9 protein-coding genes are annotated in these 17,466 nt (G+C 45.1%); 3 read left to right on the top strand and 6 right to left on the bottom strand.

Features of this window, described 5'->3' with window-relative positions; all coding sequences use genetic code 11:
- Positions 1-937, bottom strand: a 937-nt coding sequence (locus AC1DP6_RS19890) for an ATP-grasp domain-containing protein (protein WP_477056395.1), incomplete at its 3' end; no start/stop codon positions are given.
- A gap of 7 nt (positions 938-944) precedes the next feature.
- Complete coding sequence (locus tag AC1DP6_RS19885) at positions 945-1,661, bottom strand: esterase family protein (protein WP_477056394.1); 717 nt, start codon at positions 1,659-1,661, stop codon at positions 945-947.
- Between the two features lie 47 nt (positions 1,662-1,708).
- Between AC1DP6_RS19885 and AC1DP6_RS19880 the strand changes: the two genes are divergently transcribed.
- Positions 1,709-2,452, top strand: coding sequence for an alpha/beta hydrolase (locus AC1DP6_RS19880; protein WP_477056393.1), 744 nt, complete (start codon positions 1,709-1,711; stop codon positions 2,450-2,452).
- On the opposite strand, the gene AC1DP6_RS19875 is transcribed toward AC1DP6_RS19880, so the two are convergent.
- Complete coding sequence (locus AC1DP6_RS19875) at positions 2,449-4,626, bottom strand: TonB-dependent receptor (protein WP_477056392.1); 2,178 nt, start codon at positions 4,624-4,626, stop codon at positions 2,449-2,451. The two genes, AC1DP6_RS19880 and AC1DP6_RS19875, sit on opposite strands and share 4 nt — an antisense overlap.
- 335 nt (positions 4,627-4,961) lie before the next feature.
- Here AC1DP6_RS19875 and AC1DP6_RS19870 point away from each other — a divergent pair, with 335 nt between their 5' ends.
- A complete protein-coding gene (locus tag AC1DP6_RS19870) occupies positions 4,962-5,420 on the top strand; it encodes a MaoC family dehydratase (RefSeq protein ID WP_477056391.1) in 459 nt (152 codons plus the stop codon).
- Between the two features lie 188 nt (positions 5,421-5,608).
- Here AC1DP6_RS19870 and AC1DP6_RS19865 read toward each other — a convergent pair whose 3' ends face one another.
- Positions 5,609-7,057: an OmpA family protein gene (locus AC1DP6_RS19865; protein WP_477056390.1), complete on the bottom strand. Its 1,449-nt coding sequence runs from the start codon at positions 7,055-7,057 to the stop codon at positions 5,609-5,611.
- Positions 7,058-7,162: 105 nt separating this feature from the next.
- Complete coding sequence (locus AC1DP6_RS19860) at positions 7,163-10,405, bottom strand: TonB-dependent receptor (RefSeq protein ID WP_477056389.1); 3,243 nt, start codon at positions 10,403-10,405, stop codon at positions 7,163-7,165.
- A gap of 427 nt (positions 10,406-10,832) precedes the next feature.
- Between AC1DP6_RS19860 and AC1DP6_RS19855 the strand changes: the two genes are divergently transcribed.
- The gene (locus AC1DP6_RS19855; RefSeq protein WP_441574441.1) at positions 10,833-12,035 is read left to right on the top strand and encodes a bifunctional 3,4-dihydroxy-2-butanone-4-phosphate synthase/GTP cyclohydrolase II; all 1,203 of its coding nucleotides are present in this window, start codon (positions 10,833-10,835) and stop codon (positions 12,033-12,035) included.
- Between the two features lie 130 nt (positions 12,036-12,165).
- Here the strand turns inward: AC1DP6_RS19855 and AC1DP6_RS19850 are convergent, their stop codons facing one another.
- Positions 12,166-16,956: a translocation/assembly module TamB domain-containing protein gene (locus AC1DP6_RS19850; RefSeq protein ID WP_477056388.1), complete on the bottom strand. Its 4,791-nt coding sequence runs from the start codon at positions 16,954-16,956 to the stop codon at positions 12,166-12,168.
- Between the last annotated feature and the right edge of the window lie 510 nt (positions 16,957-17,466).

Genomic DNA, 17,466 nt, shown 5'->3' with positions numbered 1-17,466 from the left:
TGGCCGGACTGCGTTGCACAAATTTGCCCCAGGTAAGATTATCTTTTCCGGGTTTCTGTGCAATAGCCCTTTCAATGGCATAACGGGCGCTGGTTTCCACCACCCATTCGAAATGTTCGGCGCCTATGGAATGAAGATCTGCATCAGGAGCGGGATTGCAGAAATCAATGGCATAGGGGACTTCACTGCGTACCGCCATTTCCACGGTATTAAAATCGTAGCCAAGATGTTGGTTGAGTGCAAGCACCTGTTCTGTGATTTGTGCGAGCAGAGCAGGGCTGGCCTCATAATTAGCCTCGTAACGCAGGTGAGACGGTTGTTTGGGATTATAAGGCATAATGCGTACTTCTCTGCCGCCAATGCAGAAGCAGCGGTAATACTGGCTGAAATCAATTTCTTCCTGCAGCATCATGACCAGTTGCCCGGTTTCGCTGTGTTTATGGAAAAAGTCGTCTTTATCCTCCACCCGGTATACATGTTTCCAGCCACCACCAGCATAAGGTTTCATGTAAGCGGGAAAGCTCACATAATCGAAAATGCTGTTCCAGTCGAATGGATAAATCAGGTTACGGAATGATTTGTCGGTGGTTTCGTCCGGTAACTTATAGGAGGGGAGCAGTACGGTGTTAGGCACATGAATGCCTATTTTATCTGCCAGTGCATTATTAAAAAACTTGTCATCCGCACTCCACCAGAAAGGGTTGTTGATCACGGCGGTTCCGGCAGCCGCCGCATTTTTCAAATAAGCCCGGTAAAAGGGAACATCCTGGGAGATACGGTCTACTATCACGGCATAACCGGAGTCTGCGCCCTGCATCACTTTATCGATGGTCACAAATTCGGCAAAGATGCCGGGAGGATTGATCCGGTTTACGCGATCTACAAATGCCTGCGGAAAAGTGTTTTCCTGTCCAAAGAGAATACCTATTTTTTTCATACAGTACTTACTTAATAAGTGATAGATAATGCGGCAGCATTTCCCGCCATACCGGCCAGTCATGCGTCGTTTGGGGCCGTATATCCAACCAGTGAGATATTTTTTTAGCTGCCAGTAATCCTGACAGCTGTTCGTTTTGCGGTCTTGTTACATCCCGGTCTGCTACGCCCAGCACAATGCCCATGCGCCACAGATCGGCATGCTGATTATCCGGCACATAGTCTGACGGATTGTTAAAGTATACATTGTCATCATAATATCCGTCTACACGGGCTTTGATGTCAAATACCCCACTCAGGCTAAACAAATAAGATACCTTTTCAGGATGACGGAAGGCAAAGTTAGCGGCATGATATCCTCCAAAGCTGCAGCCCGCGGCGACTATCCGTTCCCGGCCGGTTTCGGCTTCCATGCGGGGAAGTATTTCTTCCATCAGCAATTTGTCATAACAGGTATGATTATACGCTCTTTGTTCGGGAGTAATCTGTTTGTTGTACCAGCTGAGAGCGTCAATACTGTCGGGGCAATATACCTTGATCCTGCCTTCATCAATAAACCAGCGGATCGCCTCAATAAGGCCAAAGTCTTTGCTTTCATAGTAGCGTCCCATGGAGGTGGGAAACAGGAGTAACGGATATCCGCTGTCGCCGAATACCAACATCTCAAATTCCTTTCCCAGGTTGGGAGAATGCCATTTCAAATAGTTTTCGGTCACGGGAAGCATTTAGATAAATTTAAAAAAGATTATTGGTTTATTGGTAAATTGTTAGGGTGCAAACACGTCAACATTATATCAATTCTTCGTATCTGCAGCGGGAAGTGGTGCTGGATACTTATTTCAGGGGGGAGTCTCCTTCGGTGCTGTTGCTGGTGAATGACGGGCAGGAACTTTCCGGGTTATTACCGGAACTTCCGCCGGCGGTACTGGTCGCGGGTATTCATGCCGGTGTGCATCGCAGGTCAGAATACGGTACGGCAGGAGTGCTGGATCATCAGGGGCAGGGTGGACAAGCAGAGAATTATACCCGCTTTATTATCCGGGAGCTGCTACCGTTCCTGGAACAACAGTATCCGGGTATGCAGATCAAACAACGTGCATTTGCGGGGTTTTCCCTGGGGGGATTGTCTGCCCTGGACATTGCCTGGCATTATCCGGACCTTTTCCAGCTGGCCGGCGTCTTTTCCGGTGCATTGTGGTGGCGTAGTAAGCCGCTCGGTGACGGGTACCTGGATGATAAGGACCGTATTATGCATCAACTGATCCGTAAAGGAAGTTATCATCGGGGGCAGCAGTTTTTTTTTGAATGTGGTACTGCGGATGAAACGGCCGACAGGAATCACAATGGCGTAATCGACAGTATCGATGATACCCGGGATCTGATAAAGGAGTTGCTGCTAAAGGGGTATAAGCCGGATAAGGATATCTTTTACCTGGAGATTCCAGGTGGCCGGCATGATGTGGCCACCTGGAAAACTGCCATGAATATATTTTTACAATTGCCTTTCTTCTACTAATAATTAACGACAACGCCTATATTAAAAGCGGCGCCTCTTCCTTTGGCATACTGATTCGGAATCATGAACCACTGTGCACGTGCAGGGAAGTAATCTTCGTTGAAAAGATTTTCGATACCTAATGTCAGCATAGTATGTGGGGTAACCTTGTAATTGGCATTGAAGTTCACCAGGTTATATGCTTTTACCCGGCCTTCGTTGCCATTGTAMAGGCCATTGGCTTTCTTTTCAAAGCGGTTCCGGCCATTTATGCCCATGTACTGCAATCTTACTTCCAGGTCTTTCAGCGGGCGGTAATTGACGCTGGCTGTCATTTTAGGCGGTGCAATCCTTCTGCCATTCAGGTACACATTATAGCTGCCACCCGTTTTAGCGGTATCTGATTTCCCTTCTACATAGCTGTAGCTGGCGCTGATATCAAGATGGTGTAATACCTGGTAAGTAATGGCAGCTTCAACACCGTATATGCGTTCAGGTGTTCTGCTCACATTAAATAAACCGGTGTTGGCGTCAAAGATCATATCTGCGYCCAGCTTGGAGGTGCTGATAAAACCACTGAGTTCAAAACGGAATTTTTTGTGTTCGCTCACAAAGCCCAGTTCGTAATTATTCACCAAAACAGCTTCTGTATTGATCTTTTTCAGGTCATTTACTTTTGAATCACGCAGTGCAAGGCCTACATCAGACACAGAAAACCCCTGTGAAAAGCTGAAGTAAGGCATGAAAGCCGGCAGGCGGTTATAACGGATCCCGGCATTAAATAAGGTAGCGGTATAGTCGAGGTCTCCACCTTTTACGCGGATACTGGGAGGAAGTGTGCCATCGGCATTTGTCAGCGGCAGGGTGTTGTAGTCATCAACACTTACATGCACTTTTTCCACTCTCACACCTGCTTTCAGGATCAGGTTTTGCCAGAGATACCACTGTGTTTCTGCAAAAGGCGCATAGTTCAGCATATTCATTTCCGGTACCCAAACACGGCCGTCTACCAGTGGCTGGGAGGTCACATCATTCAGCAGATCGGCGCCATACGAAAGGGTTCCGTTAAAATTATATTTGTTGGACACCGGTGAATTCAACATCAGGCGTAATCCCTTTTTCTTGTCCAGTGTATGTGATTGTCCATCGCTGCCTGCAAAGCGGCCAAAGGATACATAAAAGATATCATCCCTGGATTCGTAGTAGGCATCGGCACTGAGAGAGGTGCCACCAATGAGACTATCTGCCTGGTACTCGAGGTGCAGGTTGTGATTGCCCCTGGAGCCGGTAGATACCCCGGCAGGTTTTCCTAATACTCCTGAAGAAGGAATGCCTTTGAGAATATCTCCGTTCACTACGTTGTAGTTGGAGTTTTGCTGGCTGCGGTAGTAGTTGTACATCAGCTGTAAGCGCTGACGGGTATTTACCTGGTACCCGATTTTGGCAAAAGCATTGTAGCTGTCTGTTTCACCCAGGCTGTAGTTGGGCCCTACCAGTTTGCCTTTGGCATCTTTATATTCCCCGGTTTCTTCGGCTACACCACTTACGATGTAATCGAATTTTTTATATTTTCCCTGTAGCATCTGGCTCACGCGACCGCCTACACTGTTTTTCAGGCTGGTGAGGGAACCAGTGGTATTGATCATGGTTCTGCCGGACAGCGCCTTGTCTTCTTTAGGGGTAGCGGTAATATAGTTGATCAGGCCACCGGTAGCACCGTTGCCATATATGGCGGTAGCGCCTTTCAGCACATCTACTCTTTCCAGCACGCCCGGATCAATAGAGCGCATGTCTACCTCTCCGTTGCGGAGTGGGGTGGATTGAGGGATTCCGTCAATCATGATCAGTACAGGGCGCCCGCGGAGCGTTTGGCCTACGTTGCTGTTGGTTTGTGTTCCTGGCGCCAGTCCGGGTACTTCCCTGGCCAGGATATCTGTTACATCGGTATTTATCCGCAGGTCGTTTTCCAGTGTTCTTTTGGTAATAACTGTTACGGAAGATGGAACATTATCCAGTGTCACCGGCTTCCTGCTGGCAGACACCACTATTTCACCGAGTACTTTTTGATCAGCAGCCTTAGTGGGCAGGGTATCTTTTTTATTTTCGTTGGTTGTTTTTCGTTGCGCCATTAATGGTGCGGTAATACTACATCCGGAGAAGAGCAGTAGGAATAATCGTTTGTTAAGTGTGTGCATAGCCGTGATTGCCGTCGTTTAAATAAGATAATGTGCTCAGATGATGTTGCTGTATGGTATATCCGTTTGATTTGTGGGGAGCAAAATTAGGCAAAAGCATGCCGTTGCGTTTACGCAATCCGGAAAATTTTGGATAGGAAGGGAAGCGTGGAGTGTGGATAAAATAAAAAACAGGCACTCTAAAGCAATAAAAATCCAATATATATTGGTAGACAGGTTCACTTTGAATACTTTTATGCCTTCACAATATTGTGGTGCGATACCTATGAGTTAGATTGGAATGAAAACTTTAAGCGTCGCCATAAAAAACCTATAACTGATTACAAAAAAAAAGTATGTTAATCATCAATAATTATCAGGAGTATCAATCGTATGTAGGTTTGCAATTAGGCGTGTCCGAATGGCATAAAATTGACCAGCAGCAGATTGATAAATTTGCGGACGCCACTTTAGATCATCAATGGATTCATGTGGACAAGGAAAAAGCGGAGAATGAAGGTCCATTTAAAGCCACCATCGCACACGGATATTTAACCTTATCCTTAATTCCATATTTATGGAAGCAGATTGCAGATGTTCGTAATATTAAAATGGAAATCAACTATGGGATTGAATCATTTAAATTCGGACAGGCAGTAGTGGTAGATAGTGAGGTTCAACTGGGGGCTAAACTGAATTCCATCACCAATTTAAGAGGAACAACCAAAGTGGTGATTGAAGCCACGCTGAGGATTAAAGATCAGCCTAAACCTGCCTACACAGGCAATGTGGTGTTCCTATATCATTTTATTTAACCCTCTTCAGCGCTACCATGAGCAAGGCCAGGATTAGTTTGGACGCTTGCCCACCCAGCGCAGCCAGAGGGACGAATGGAGGTGGCGTATGGATTACCGTACGCCATCTTCCTGATTGTTTCCGGTTCAAATGGACCCGGAAGAGCCACTCATATTCACCACCTTATCATGATACCGTTTTTCCCAGTTTATTGTGGGGACAGATAATAGATCACCACTTCCACCCGCCTGTTTTTCCGCCTGCCTGTTACCGTTTTATTATCCGCTACCGGCATAGACTCGCCCATTCCGTTTACTGCCGTGATGTTACTAGTTGGCTTTTTGTTCCGGATATAATCTGACACCGTAAATGCGCGGCRCATGGATAATTCCTGGTTGTAAATGTTGGTGCCGGTATTATCGGTATGCCCTGTAACGGTCAGGGATATATGATCACCGACTGGGATTTTATCGATAAGACTATCCAGTGTGTGGGTCATTCTATCTTCCAGTTGATGGCTGTCTACCCGGAAAAGCAGGTCTGGTATCAGCAAGGTATCTGTTCGTGTAACTGCTACGGTTACTTCTTCCGAAGGCTGACAATTAATCACTTCTACTCTTTCGCTGGAATCACCGTCTGCAGTGAATTTTCCTACGCCGGTAACGATGAAGTCATCGAAGCTAAACCCTTTTTTATACACCATGTAGCTGGCCACTGCCTGTGCACGGTCCTGCGCCATTACCTGGTTATATTTTTCACTGGCATTTTTAAACACATAGCCAGTGAGTTTAATTTTATGACGTAATACGCTGCCGGATGGCTTTAGTGCGCTTTCAAGCTGACCTGCGTAAGAGGGGTTGATATTTTTACTTTTTGGTAAGAAGAAATCAGATTTCAACAGCAGGGTATCACAGGATCCGGGTTTATAAAAAACGGTTTGAAGCTTTGGCGTCTTCACGGGCTCCAGGTCCTGCAGATCTTTGTCTGGTGAAATAAAATGATGCCGGTCGTGCAGCGCGTACAACTTCGCAGCAGTTTCTTTAGTGTTTGCACAAACATTACCAGATAATGGTACCAGCGACACGCTGTCTATATTCAGATAAAATGTTTCATTTTTTGAGTAATGGGCCAGCGAGGAGTCAAAGTTGCCGATGATCATGTATTTCGCATTGGCTTCGGCTACAAATGTTTTTTCCAGCACCGTCCATTTTTTTTCCGGATGTTTATCGGAGTCTCTGTTGAAGTACAGGGTGGCGGGTTGCGCCAGTGGTCTGGGTGTCCAGCGGTATACCGGCACCGAGTCAAATAATACACCTGGCAGGGGATAGGGGCGGTCTTCTTCCATGAGGGTGTACAACTTCAGTTGATAACGTTGCCCTTTGTGCAAGGGGCAAAGCAATTGTGTTTCGCTGTAGGAGCGGAAGTTTGGATCAATGCTGGTATAAAGGGTGATGGTGATGTAGCGGTTTCCCTTGACCTGAGTATACATGATTTTACTGGTATTGGGCGCTACTGATTCCCAGGCGCTGGGTGCACAGGGGTAATTATATTCTGTACAAATATTAACGTCTGAAAAACCGGGATTGGCCACTATATTCTGTGCATGAATGCTGTGTAGGGGAAGCAGGAAAACAAGGAACAGGATAAGATGGCGCAAGGGTAAAGGATTTGGGGTATAACGGGAATGGATAAGCGTTTATTGTAAAAAGGAAAGGCCCCCGTGTATCACGGAGGCCTTTCCTTTTATAAAGATCTATTGCTTTTAGAAGCTGTAGCGAAGACCGAGTTGTCCTCTCCAACGAGCCGTGAAGTTGTTGATGAAGTATGGTTTTTCATCACCAAAACCATTAACCTCTCTTCTTCTGTCATATTGGAAAACTGCGTTGCCGGAAACGGTATCGAATTTTCTGAATGTGAGTGGTGTAGAGGCGTTGTTGGCAATGAAGTATGTTCTGCCCCAATCTTTGTTCAGCAGGTTACCTACGTTCAGGATATCGAAAGTGATTTCCACTTTATGATTTTTATAAATAGGCAGCACCTGCGCTATTTTAAAGTCAAAGATATTTTCGAACGGAGTGCGGCTTGCATTCTTTTTGGCATTTTCACCACGGTGCTTGCTAAGGTAGCCGTCGCTGTTGATCAGGCGTTCCAGGTCAGCTCTTTGTTCATCCGGAGTGCGGGAGTAGGTCACATTACCTTTGGAATCTTTTTGAGAGATCAGATCGAAGGTCATAGCAGTTACTTCTGCTGCCTTAGGAATGTAGATCAGGTCATTGTTACCACTGGCGTTTAAGTCATCACCGGTAGGATCAACGGTGTTAAAGTATACCCATGAGTAAGGAATACCGGATTGACCATTATAGAACAGGGTTAATGTGGTACGGAATTTATCTTCTTTACCATATTTGAAGGTTTTGGAAACTACCGCCAGTACCCGGCTACCCATGCTATAGTTGGAGCGGGCCAATTCCAGGTTGTTCAAACCGTTGATGTTTGGTCCGAAGCGCCAGTTGGAGCCAGCTGTAGAAGAGGTACCATCGTTAATCGCATAAGAATCACCGTAAGAATAACCAACTTTCATGAACAGGCCGTTGCTTGTTTGTTTGGTCAATTCACCAGAGATGTTATAAGTATAACCTTCGTTGGTATTTTTCAACAGGAGGATCTGGTTGCCCCAGTTTTTGTTTTTCTTTACCCATGTTGGTCTTTTAATACCACCGCCTAAAGAAACGCTGTCGTTAGATTGAATAACGTTCAGATTTTCCCAGATAGCGTTGTTGAGCGTTTTGGTGAAGTTACCTTCTAAGGTAGCGCTCATTCCCCATGGCAGTTTTCTTTCCACCGCCAGGTTGGTTTTAAACATCTGCGGGAATTTGAAATCCTTATCAGTCAGGTTGATGTTGGAAGGGCTGGTTCCTACATTAGCACCCATTGCTGTGAGATTGGCGGCAGAATATTGTCCGTAGAAAGGACTATTTGCATCGTAGTTGAAACGGAAGCTGTTTGGCAGGCCGGCACCGCTCAAGCTCACATTGGTATAAACGTTACCGGTATTTCCATACTGGTTGGAGATCCATACAAATGGTACGCGGCCGGTAAAAATACCAAGACCACCACGGATGGTAGTCATCCCGTCGTTAGTAACATCCCAGCTAAAACCAACGCGCGGAGCGATCAGTGGTCTTGATTTTGGAATGGTAGTAGTGGAATAACCTGTAAAGCTAGGATCTTTGGAGAATGCAACGTTATCCGGAGGTGTAGTCGGGAAGATAGGAATGTCTACTCTTACACCGTAGGTCAGTGTGAAGTTTTTCCTGATATTCCATTCATCCTGTGCATAGATACCGATCTGGGCTGCTTTGAACCCGATACCATCCCGGAGGGTAGTATCTGCTGTGTTATAGTTGATCTGGTATTGTCTTGGTTTCAGGTTGTTAATGAAACCGTTAATGGAATCATACGTGTAAGAACCGAAAGCCCCCTGGATAAAGGTGTTTTTGATCTTGTAGATTTCAGCATTGGCACCTACAGTGATGGTATGTTTACCTTTGTACATGGTCAGGTTGTCTGTAATTGTCCAGATACTCTGATCCAATGCGTTGGCTGTAGAGGAAAATTCACTACCCAGGTTGATGGTGCGTCCGTTATCATTAATGGTAACAGTAGGGAACGGTTGCCCCTGGTAGTTCCTTCTGTCTTTCACATTGTTATAACCGATCCTGAGCTCATTACTCAACTTGTTAGAGAAGTTGGAGTTCAACTCAATAACGCTGGAATTGCTTTTTGAAGGGAAGGTATAATAGTTGTTTGCAAAAGCGGCAGAGCTGTTAGTTCTGCTGTAGATCAGATCGCTCGCATTCAGGTAATTATGACGTATAGTCAGCTTGTGAATGGCATTGATATTCCAGTCAATACGGCCAAAGAGGGTAGTAGCTGGTTTATCGCGTTCCTGATCAGTGTAGCTTCCCAGATCTACCTTATATTTATTTGCAACATAGTCATAAATACTTTTCAGTTCATCGGTAGTTACGTTGGAAGATCCGGTTGCAGGATTGAAATCCACCGGATTATTCCTGACAGATCTTTCTGCGTTTACAAAGAAGAACAGTTTGTTTTTTATGATTGGTCCACCCAGGGAGGCACCGAATGTTTTATTGGTGAAATCGCCGTACTTTGCACGGGTTGAATCCGGAGCCTTACCCACGAGGGATTGTCCCTGGTAGTAGAAATAGGCAGCACCGTGAAACTCGTTTGTTCCGCTTTTGGTAATGGCGTTGATACCACCGCCTGTAAAACCGCTCTGTTTAACGTCGTAAGGATTCAGTACAATCTGTAACTGATCAATAGTTTCTATAGAAATAGGGTTGGCTCCTGCCTGGCCACCATTGGTACCGGAGGCAGATAAGCCGAAAACGTCGTTGGTTACAGCACCATCAACTGCAAATTGGTTGTACTTATTGCTCTGGCCTCCGAAGGAAATACCCATGGGGGAGCCATCTTTACCATTGGTAGAAACAGATGCCTGTGGGCTCAGTCTGGCAAAGTCCTGTACGCTTCTGTTCACCGTAGGGAGGTTATTGAGCTGAGTACGGGAAATGTTCAGTGCAGTACCACCATTACCTTTGGTAGTGTTTTTGGTAGCTGTAATGCTGATTTCTTTCAGGCTGGTAGAACCTTCAGACAGCTTCACATTGATTTTCAACGGCTCACCCAGTTTCAGGAAGATGTCGTTGTAGGTTTCGGTACTGAAGCTGATAAAAGAAATTTCTACTTTGTACGGTCCGCCAACACGCATGTTGGGAATGGTGAACTCACCACCGTTACGGGTGGTTGTTCCATAAATTGTTCCAGTAGGTGTGTGGGTGGCTTTTACAGTGGCCCCAATGAGAGGCTGGCCTTTTGAGTCAGTTACTACGCCGGAGATGCTGCTGGTGGTAACCTGCGCATAGGTAACAAAAACCGTGAGTAACAATGAAAGTGTAAAGAGTAATTTTTTAAACCCCATAAAGCAAAGATGTTGTTGTTTCAGCCGCAAAGTTGCTTAATTTTCCTGGCATAATTTTAACTTCAAATTAACAAATTGTTAAGTAGACTGTGGATAACTTGGAGGGTCAGGGAAATATTGGATGACATCTAGCTGAACGCCTATAAACAGTAGGATTTTTCAAGATTTTCCTTAAAAATTATAATTTTTCAAATAGGTGATATTAATAATGAGTCAAACCTATAACCACAGTGAACTTTATGGGGTTTAAAATGTATAAATACTAACAATAGTGTTTAAAATTATTATATGTTAAAACCGACCTGTGTAATTAACATATCTGCAACGTTTTTTTAACTAAAATTCAACCACCTTCCCCCTCATCTTTTCACATGTATATGTCGTAACTTTGCGCAATTCAACATTACTGACCCGGAGGGAATAAAATATGTTAGATAAAATAGAAGCAGCAATAGAAGATATAAAAAACGGTAAACTGGTGATCGTAGTCGATGACGAGGACCGTGAAAATGAAGGTGATTTTATAACGGCAGCACGCAACGTAACACCAGAAATCATCAACTTTATGAGTACCCATGGTCGTGGGCTGATCTGCGCACCACTGGTAGAAGAACGTTGCGAAGAGCTGGGACTGGAACTCATGGTCCGCGACAATACCGCTCTGCATCAAACCCCCTTTACTGTTTCGGTAGACTTGCTGGGACATGGCTGTACAACAGGCATCTCCGCGCATGACAGGGCTAAAACAATACAGGCGCTGATTGATCCTACCACCAAACCGGAACACCTGGGTAAACCCGGCCATATATTTCCGCTGAAAGCGAAAACCGGGGGCGTTTTACGCCGCTCCGGACATACAGAAGCCACTATCGACCTGGCCAGACTGGCAGGATTTGAACCTGCTGGCGTGCTGGTGGAAATAATGAATGAAGATGGTTCCATGGCCCGTTTACCGCAACTGCGTGAAATAGCCACCAGGTTCGATCTCAAACTCATCTCCATCAAAGACCTCATCGCTTATCTGCTCAGCACCGAAACGCTGATTGAAGAAGGGGTGAAAGTACAAATGCCTACCAAATACGGCAATTTTGAGCTGATCGCCTTTAAACAGATCAATTCCGGTGAAATTCACATGGCATTGAAGAAAGGTGATTGGAAAAAAGATGAGCCTGTACTGGTACGTGTGCACTCCTCTTGTGTAACCGGAGATATACTTCACTCTTTACGCTGTGATTGTGGTGAACAATTACATGCCGCCATGCAAATGGTAGAGAAAGAAGGGAAAGGACTCATATTATATATGAACCAGGAAGGCAGAGGAATAGGCCTTATGAATAAACTGAAAGCCTATAAACTGCAGGAAGAAGGAATGGATACGGTGGAAGCTAACCTGGAACTGGGCTTTAAAATGGACGAACGCGACTACGGCGTAGGCGCACAAATCCTCCGTCAGCTGGGTATCAGTAAATTACGCCTGATCACCAACAACCCGCGTAAACGCGCCGGTTTAAGTGGATATGGTCTGGAAGTAGTGGAAAATGTGGCGATTGAAATCAATCCCAACCCACACAACGAGACTTATCTGAAAACAAAAAGAGATAAATTAGGGCATGAAATCCTGAAAGGATAAATGTGACGGTTCATTAGGGAGCCGCGTGTAAGTTCGCAGGAGTTCGAAAGATATCTGCAACTCAATTAAACCACACAGAGGAGCAACGCTTGTTTTACAGGTCTTGCTCCTTTGCTGTTTGTTGTCGTCTTTATTTTGTAGTAGCGGTATCTGCTTTTACTTTCGCGGCATCTTCCTGTTCCTGTTTCAAGGCCGCCGCTTTACGCAAAGAATCCATGAGTGGTGTGCGGGACCGGCGGCTGCCACCAAACAACTCGCTGAACCGGTTGTATTCCCTGATATAGGAAATGCCCACACCGGATTTCGTACGGTTGCTGAGGTTATATACATCGTAGTCCGTTTTGCTGAATGCATTGATACGGAAACGACCATCTGGCGTCAACAGATATTCAATGCGGAAGTCGCCCGCAAAACGATTGGTATTGGCGGAAGTAGCGGTTTTCCCCCAATCGTAATCGCCGCCGGCATACAACCGGAAACGGTTATTAAACAGGTTGCTCGTAATACCCGCACTCACCTGGTTGCGGTCAACGGAAGAATTGTCCAATGGTCCGCCCACATTATAAGCCCGGTAGTTTACATTCACGCCTATTCCACTTCCTTTGAGCAGTGCCCCGGTAATATTATTAAGGATGGCCTGTGCCTGTGCAGACAGGGCCTGGCCCACACTATTCTTCCCGGTAATACCTACGTTGGCTGCAGCCGTGGAGGTAGCATCATCCGGAAGGAACTGGTTAGAGAACAGGAGACCCCATACCTGGAATAATGCTTTATTCTGATCGTTGTTAATTTCTTTCAGGTGAGCCGCCACACCACTTTCATACGCCAGACTACCTACTTCCGGTAATTCAATGGAATAGGTGATGTCTGGTTTCAGCAGGGCGCCCCGCAGATTAATGAGTACATCTACTTTTTCTGTGCGGGTGGCCAGTTTATCGTTGGCGGCACTGGTACCCTGGCCTACAAGGTTGTACAGACTTACCTTAGGCAGGGAGTATTTGGCCATAATATTTACCCTGGCCTCCGATGGATCTCCATTCCAGGTAATGGTACTGTTTTTTTCTATATCAAATTTCCAGCTGGTTAAACGCTGGAAGTTAAAGTTATAGGAACCATTATTGATTTCGTAGTTACCAAACATGGTAAAATCACCTTCGGTGTTTACTGTAATCTGGAGGTTACCAGTACCATTGGCAGAAATAATATCACCGGTGGTGGCATCGAGGATCACATCTATCTGTGCATCCGGATTGGCCGCAATGTCCAGTTTTACTGTTAGTTTAGTATTGTCTTTCTTCTTTTTCTTTTCTACTATTTCTTTACCATATGTCTTGAAGGTGATATAGTCGTACTTTCCTATGTCCTTACTGTCGGACATAGGCAGGTAAAAGTGTGTGCCCTTGATAGGACGGGCCAGGATATGCATCTGCATATCATTCAGCGGGCCGGAAAAATACACTTTACCATCAGCGATCACATCTCCATAAAACAGGTCATTATCGGCAGCGCTGGTGTTGAGAAACAGAAATCCTCTGCCGGTTACATCAAAATCGAAATTAAGTTTATCAAAGTGGTCGTGGCTGATATAGCCGCTGGCCGTGCCTTTGGTGTTGTACTTATCTATGAGCACGAAGTTGCCGAATTCAATCAGGTTATCATCCACATTTACATTCAGCTTTGGAATCCTGTAATGGGTGCCTAAATAATCAACCGTAACCCCCACGGTATCCAGTGTGAGCGTACCTTTCACAGAAGGGATGCTGGTAGTACCACTGACATTCAGGTTGCCGGCAACGGTCCCCGTGAGTTGGGAAACATACCCCGCGAGGTATTTATTTAATAAACTGATGGAGGTACCATTGAGCTTGATGTTAGCATCTATATCGTGGTTGCTGGCCGATAACCCTACTTTACCCTGCGCCAGGAAAGCTTTGCCTTCATTATCTGACTGGATATTAAAAGTAGCGGTGCCGGTTTGATGATGGTAGGTGCCATCTACATTTAAGATACCGATAGAATCGTTGTCAATACGCAGTTCCCGTGTTCTCAATGCGGTGTTGATATCCAGGTTTTGTGTAGGATCCGCAATATTGATGGTGCCATCTGTAATACCTTCTATACGGGTAGTAATGAGCTGAGACGGAATCACATCGGCCAGGTTAAGGTTTTTGAGTGTAACAATAAACTTGGACTCATCCGGATTATACTCATTGGTCTCTATAGTAATACTCTGATCGTTGCGGGTGACACGGAGGTTTTTTACCGTCAGAAAATGTTTGCTCCAGTAGATTTCATTACCGGGGGTAACATTCCATTGCCGCTCGTTTACGGTGAATGCACTGTTGAGGAAATTTATCTTCAGGCCTTCCGGTACCGTAATGATGCGGGCATAAAAACCATCCAGGGAAGAGGTATCTTCCGCTGCCAGATCCACTTTTACAAAAGACGTATCATGCCCGGAACTGGCTATTATCAACGGATTTTCGAGCATCACATTTTTACCTGACAGCACTTTGCCAATACTGGTGCTGATATTGACTTTATTAAAATTACCTTCTCCCTTTACCTGTAAATCCTGTACATGATAACCAAGATAGCCGGCTTCGGGTATGTTGATGTTTAATACCAGGTTGCCGCCATTCATGGTATTCAGGGCACCGTTTACTTTACTTTCATTAAAGCCGGAAAACTGATTGGTAAAGCCTTTCAGCAGCTTATCCACTTCTCCCAGGTTAAAGGCAAAAGTGAAGTCCTGGTTGATGCTGATATTTTGCGGTGGACTGAAATAACTGGGATAATATTTATACAGCAACAAGTGAAATGCGTCCGGCAGTTGCAGGAAGCTATATTGTCCTTTTACATAGCCGCTGATTTCACTACCTGCAAATTCCAGTACTTTCTGATTATCTACCAGGTGAGACGATACATTCAGGGAGTCGAACTCAAGGCGGCGGTTATCTTTGAATGCAGACACTTCATACATCCTGGCAACACCATCGAAGTTATCAATGTTGCTACCGGCGAAATTAAGATCTACTTTGGCCTGCAGGGTAACGGAATCTTCGGTGATATGTAATGCCTTCAGATCACTTTTGCGGACGTCCGCATTGAAATTGAATACCGGCAATGCTTCATTGAAATCAATGGTGCCGGCAAAATCCATATCCAGGTTGGGATCATTGGCGGTGAGGGAGCCATTAAAAAACTTACGGCTCATTTCACCTTTTGTTTTGATGTTCTGATAGTTATATCCAAAAAGGGCAATCTCCTGTACATTGGCATCTACGCTGGCTTTCAGCGTTTTAAAGTTGAAGCCGGCGCCATCTACTTTAGCATCCAGGGAAATCGTAGAGAGGTTGGCGTTATCAAAAAGACTTCCAATATCAAACTTAACGGCTGTTAAGCTCCCGGAGTATACAGGAACATCCCGGCTGGTTTTAAAGTTCAGATCGGAGTTCAGTTTACCCAGATTAGTCTGGAACTGACCATAGGCAACAAAGTCATTAATGAAACCGGTATAACTGCCCTGGAAGCGGATGGCAGAGAGGCGATCTATCCGGACAGTATTGACTACATCTTTTACAATGGGCATGATCTGCATCACATCTTTCCCGGTGGTCACCAGTTCATCGGCATGGAAGTCGATGAATGTTTCGTAGATATCCGGCAATCCGCGCATTTCGAGACTTCCTTTCAGGCGGGTGGTATTGCCTGCTTCCAGTTCTATTTCAGATGCTTTCAGGTTGCTGACAGGGCCACGGGCCTTCCCGTTGAGGGTGATTTCTTTTTTCCAGGAGGAGAGCGGTGGTGCAAAAAAAGCGATATCGTCTGATGACAGTTTACAGTTTTTAAAGCTGGCCTGCATAAACACATCATTGATATAATCGCTCATATCGCTGATATCACTGTATTGCATGGTGAAATAGTCTCCGATATGGCTGCGGTTTGTTTCCAGGTCCAGTTGAGAAAATTCCATTTCCACCGGCGACATCTTAAACCGGCTGCTGAGTTTTTTCACTTCGAAGCCGCTGCGCTCTTTGGTGCTCATAGTAAGATCGCCGATCACACTGTCTTTCACCAGGCTGGTATTGGTGAGCGACAGGTTGATGTTATTGAACCGGATATGATGTGGTGCAAAATATCCTGGTTCTATTTCCGTACTGTCGTCCGGGTTATCCACACCGAAAGTGCCATTTTTTATATTAATTTCTTTTACAATAAGTTTCCAGTTGGCATTATTCCATCGCAGTTGTTGCAGTTTGCCGGTATCGGGCACGGGGCCGCCGGAGGAGGCGGAATGCCTTCTGTGGCGGAGTGGCGAGGAGGCATAGCTGCTGATAATGAAATTAGGATTTGTGAGGGTCAGCTCCTGGATATCAATATTATGTTTCTGGAGGTCCAGGTTTTTAGCATCCAGGTAGATGCGTTTGGCAGATGCCCGCATATCTTCACCTACCCAGGCATCTACCTGGTTTAGCTGAATGTTTTTAAGATCAATTTTTTTCAGGTCCAGTGAAATGCCCTGGGAAGGGGTTTGGCTGGTATCGGGTGTGGAAGAGAAGGCCTCTTCGATGAAATGATAGTTCCAGACAGAATCCTTGCGGGACCGCAGCAGGTTGACCTGCGCATTTTCAAGCCCTATAAATTTGAGGATGGGTTTATCCTGGAAGAAGAACCAGTCGGTAATGCGTACCTGTAATTTGCCTGCATATAATAGTGTGTCGCGGTGTTGGTCTTCTATCAGGGCGCCTTCCATTTGCATACTGTTAAACAACTGAAAGCTTACGCGGTCAATCTGCACCCGTGTTTTCAGCCGGTCCGACAGCCGGCTGGTCACCTCACCCACAAGGAAGTTCTGCACCACAGGGATGTTTACCAGTATTCCGATCAGAATGACGAGGCCTAACAAACATAGTAACACGACAGATAATATTTTCCGTACTTTTTTCAGGCTGCAAAGTTTATCCGGCAAAAATAATTAATAGTTGGCAATCAAGGCCAGAATTAAGAATTGGTAATGCTGAATGATGAATATTCAGGCAGATGTAAAGTAAGTGGCGAGGTCATTTGCTCACTGCATGGATAATTTCGTATATAGGTAACAGTGAGTACAGTATTGGACGGGACAATCATTCGCCGGAAAATGAGTAATAACTAATTGTCATTAAGTTGTCTTGATGGTAAAAAATAACTGATATTAAATTGCTATTTTATGATAGTATTTTAATTTAAATGAACTATAAAATAGCTTGTTTTTAGCGGTAAGATATATTTATCAAGTGTTTGCGCGGAAAGAACGCCATTTGCTGCAGTATTTAAAGGTGTGTCATTATATTGTCAGTTGTTTTTATTATTGTATTGGGAAAACTTTAACAATTATAAATTTCGGACAGGAACAATGAAAGTAGTGAATAAGTAGAGCGTAAAGAGC

The organism is Chitinophaga sp. 01L420, from assembly GCF_056399985.1.
This window is presented reverse-complemented; position numbering and strand designations above follow the sequence as displayed.

What these genes read in the sequence shown, in the direction of transcription:
- AC1DP6_RS19855 (WP_441574441.1), top strand. Translation starts at nt 10,833, where the DNA reads ATGTTAGATAAAATAGAAGCAGCAATAGAAGATATAAAAAACGGTAAA.
- AC1DP6_RS19860 (WP_477056389.1), bottom strand. Translation starts at nt 10,405, where the DNA reads ATGGGGTTTAAAAAATTACTCTTTACACTTTCATTGTTACTCACGGTT.
- AC1DP6_RS19870 (WP_477056391.1), top strand. Translation starts at nt 4,962, where the DNA reads ATGTTAATCATCAATAATTATCAGGAGTATCAATCGTATGTAGGTTTG.
- AC1DP6_RS19885 (WP_477056394.1), bottom strand. Translation starts at nt 1,661, where the DNA reads ATGCTTCCCGTGACCGAAAACTATTTGAAATGGCATTCTCCCAACCTG.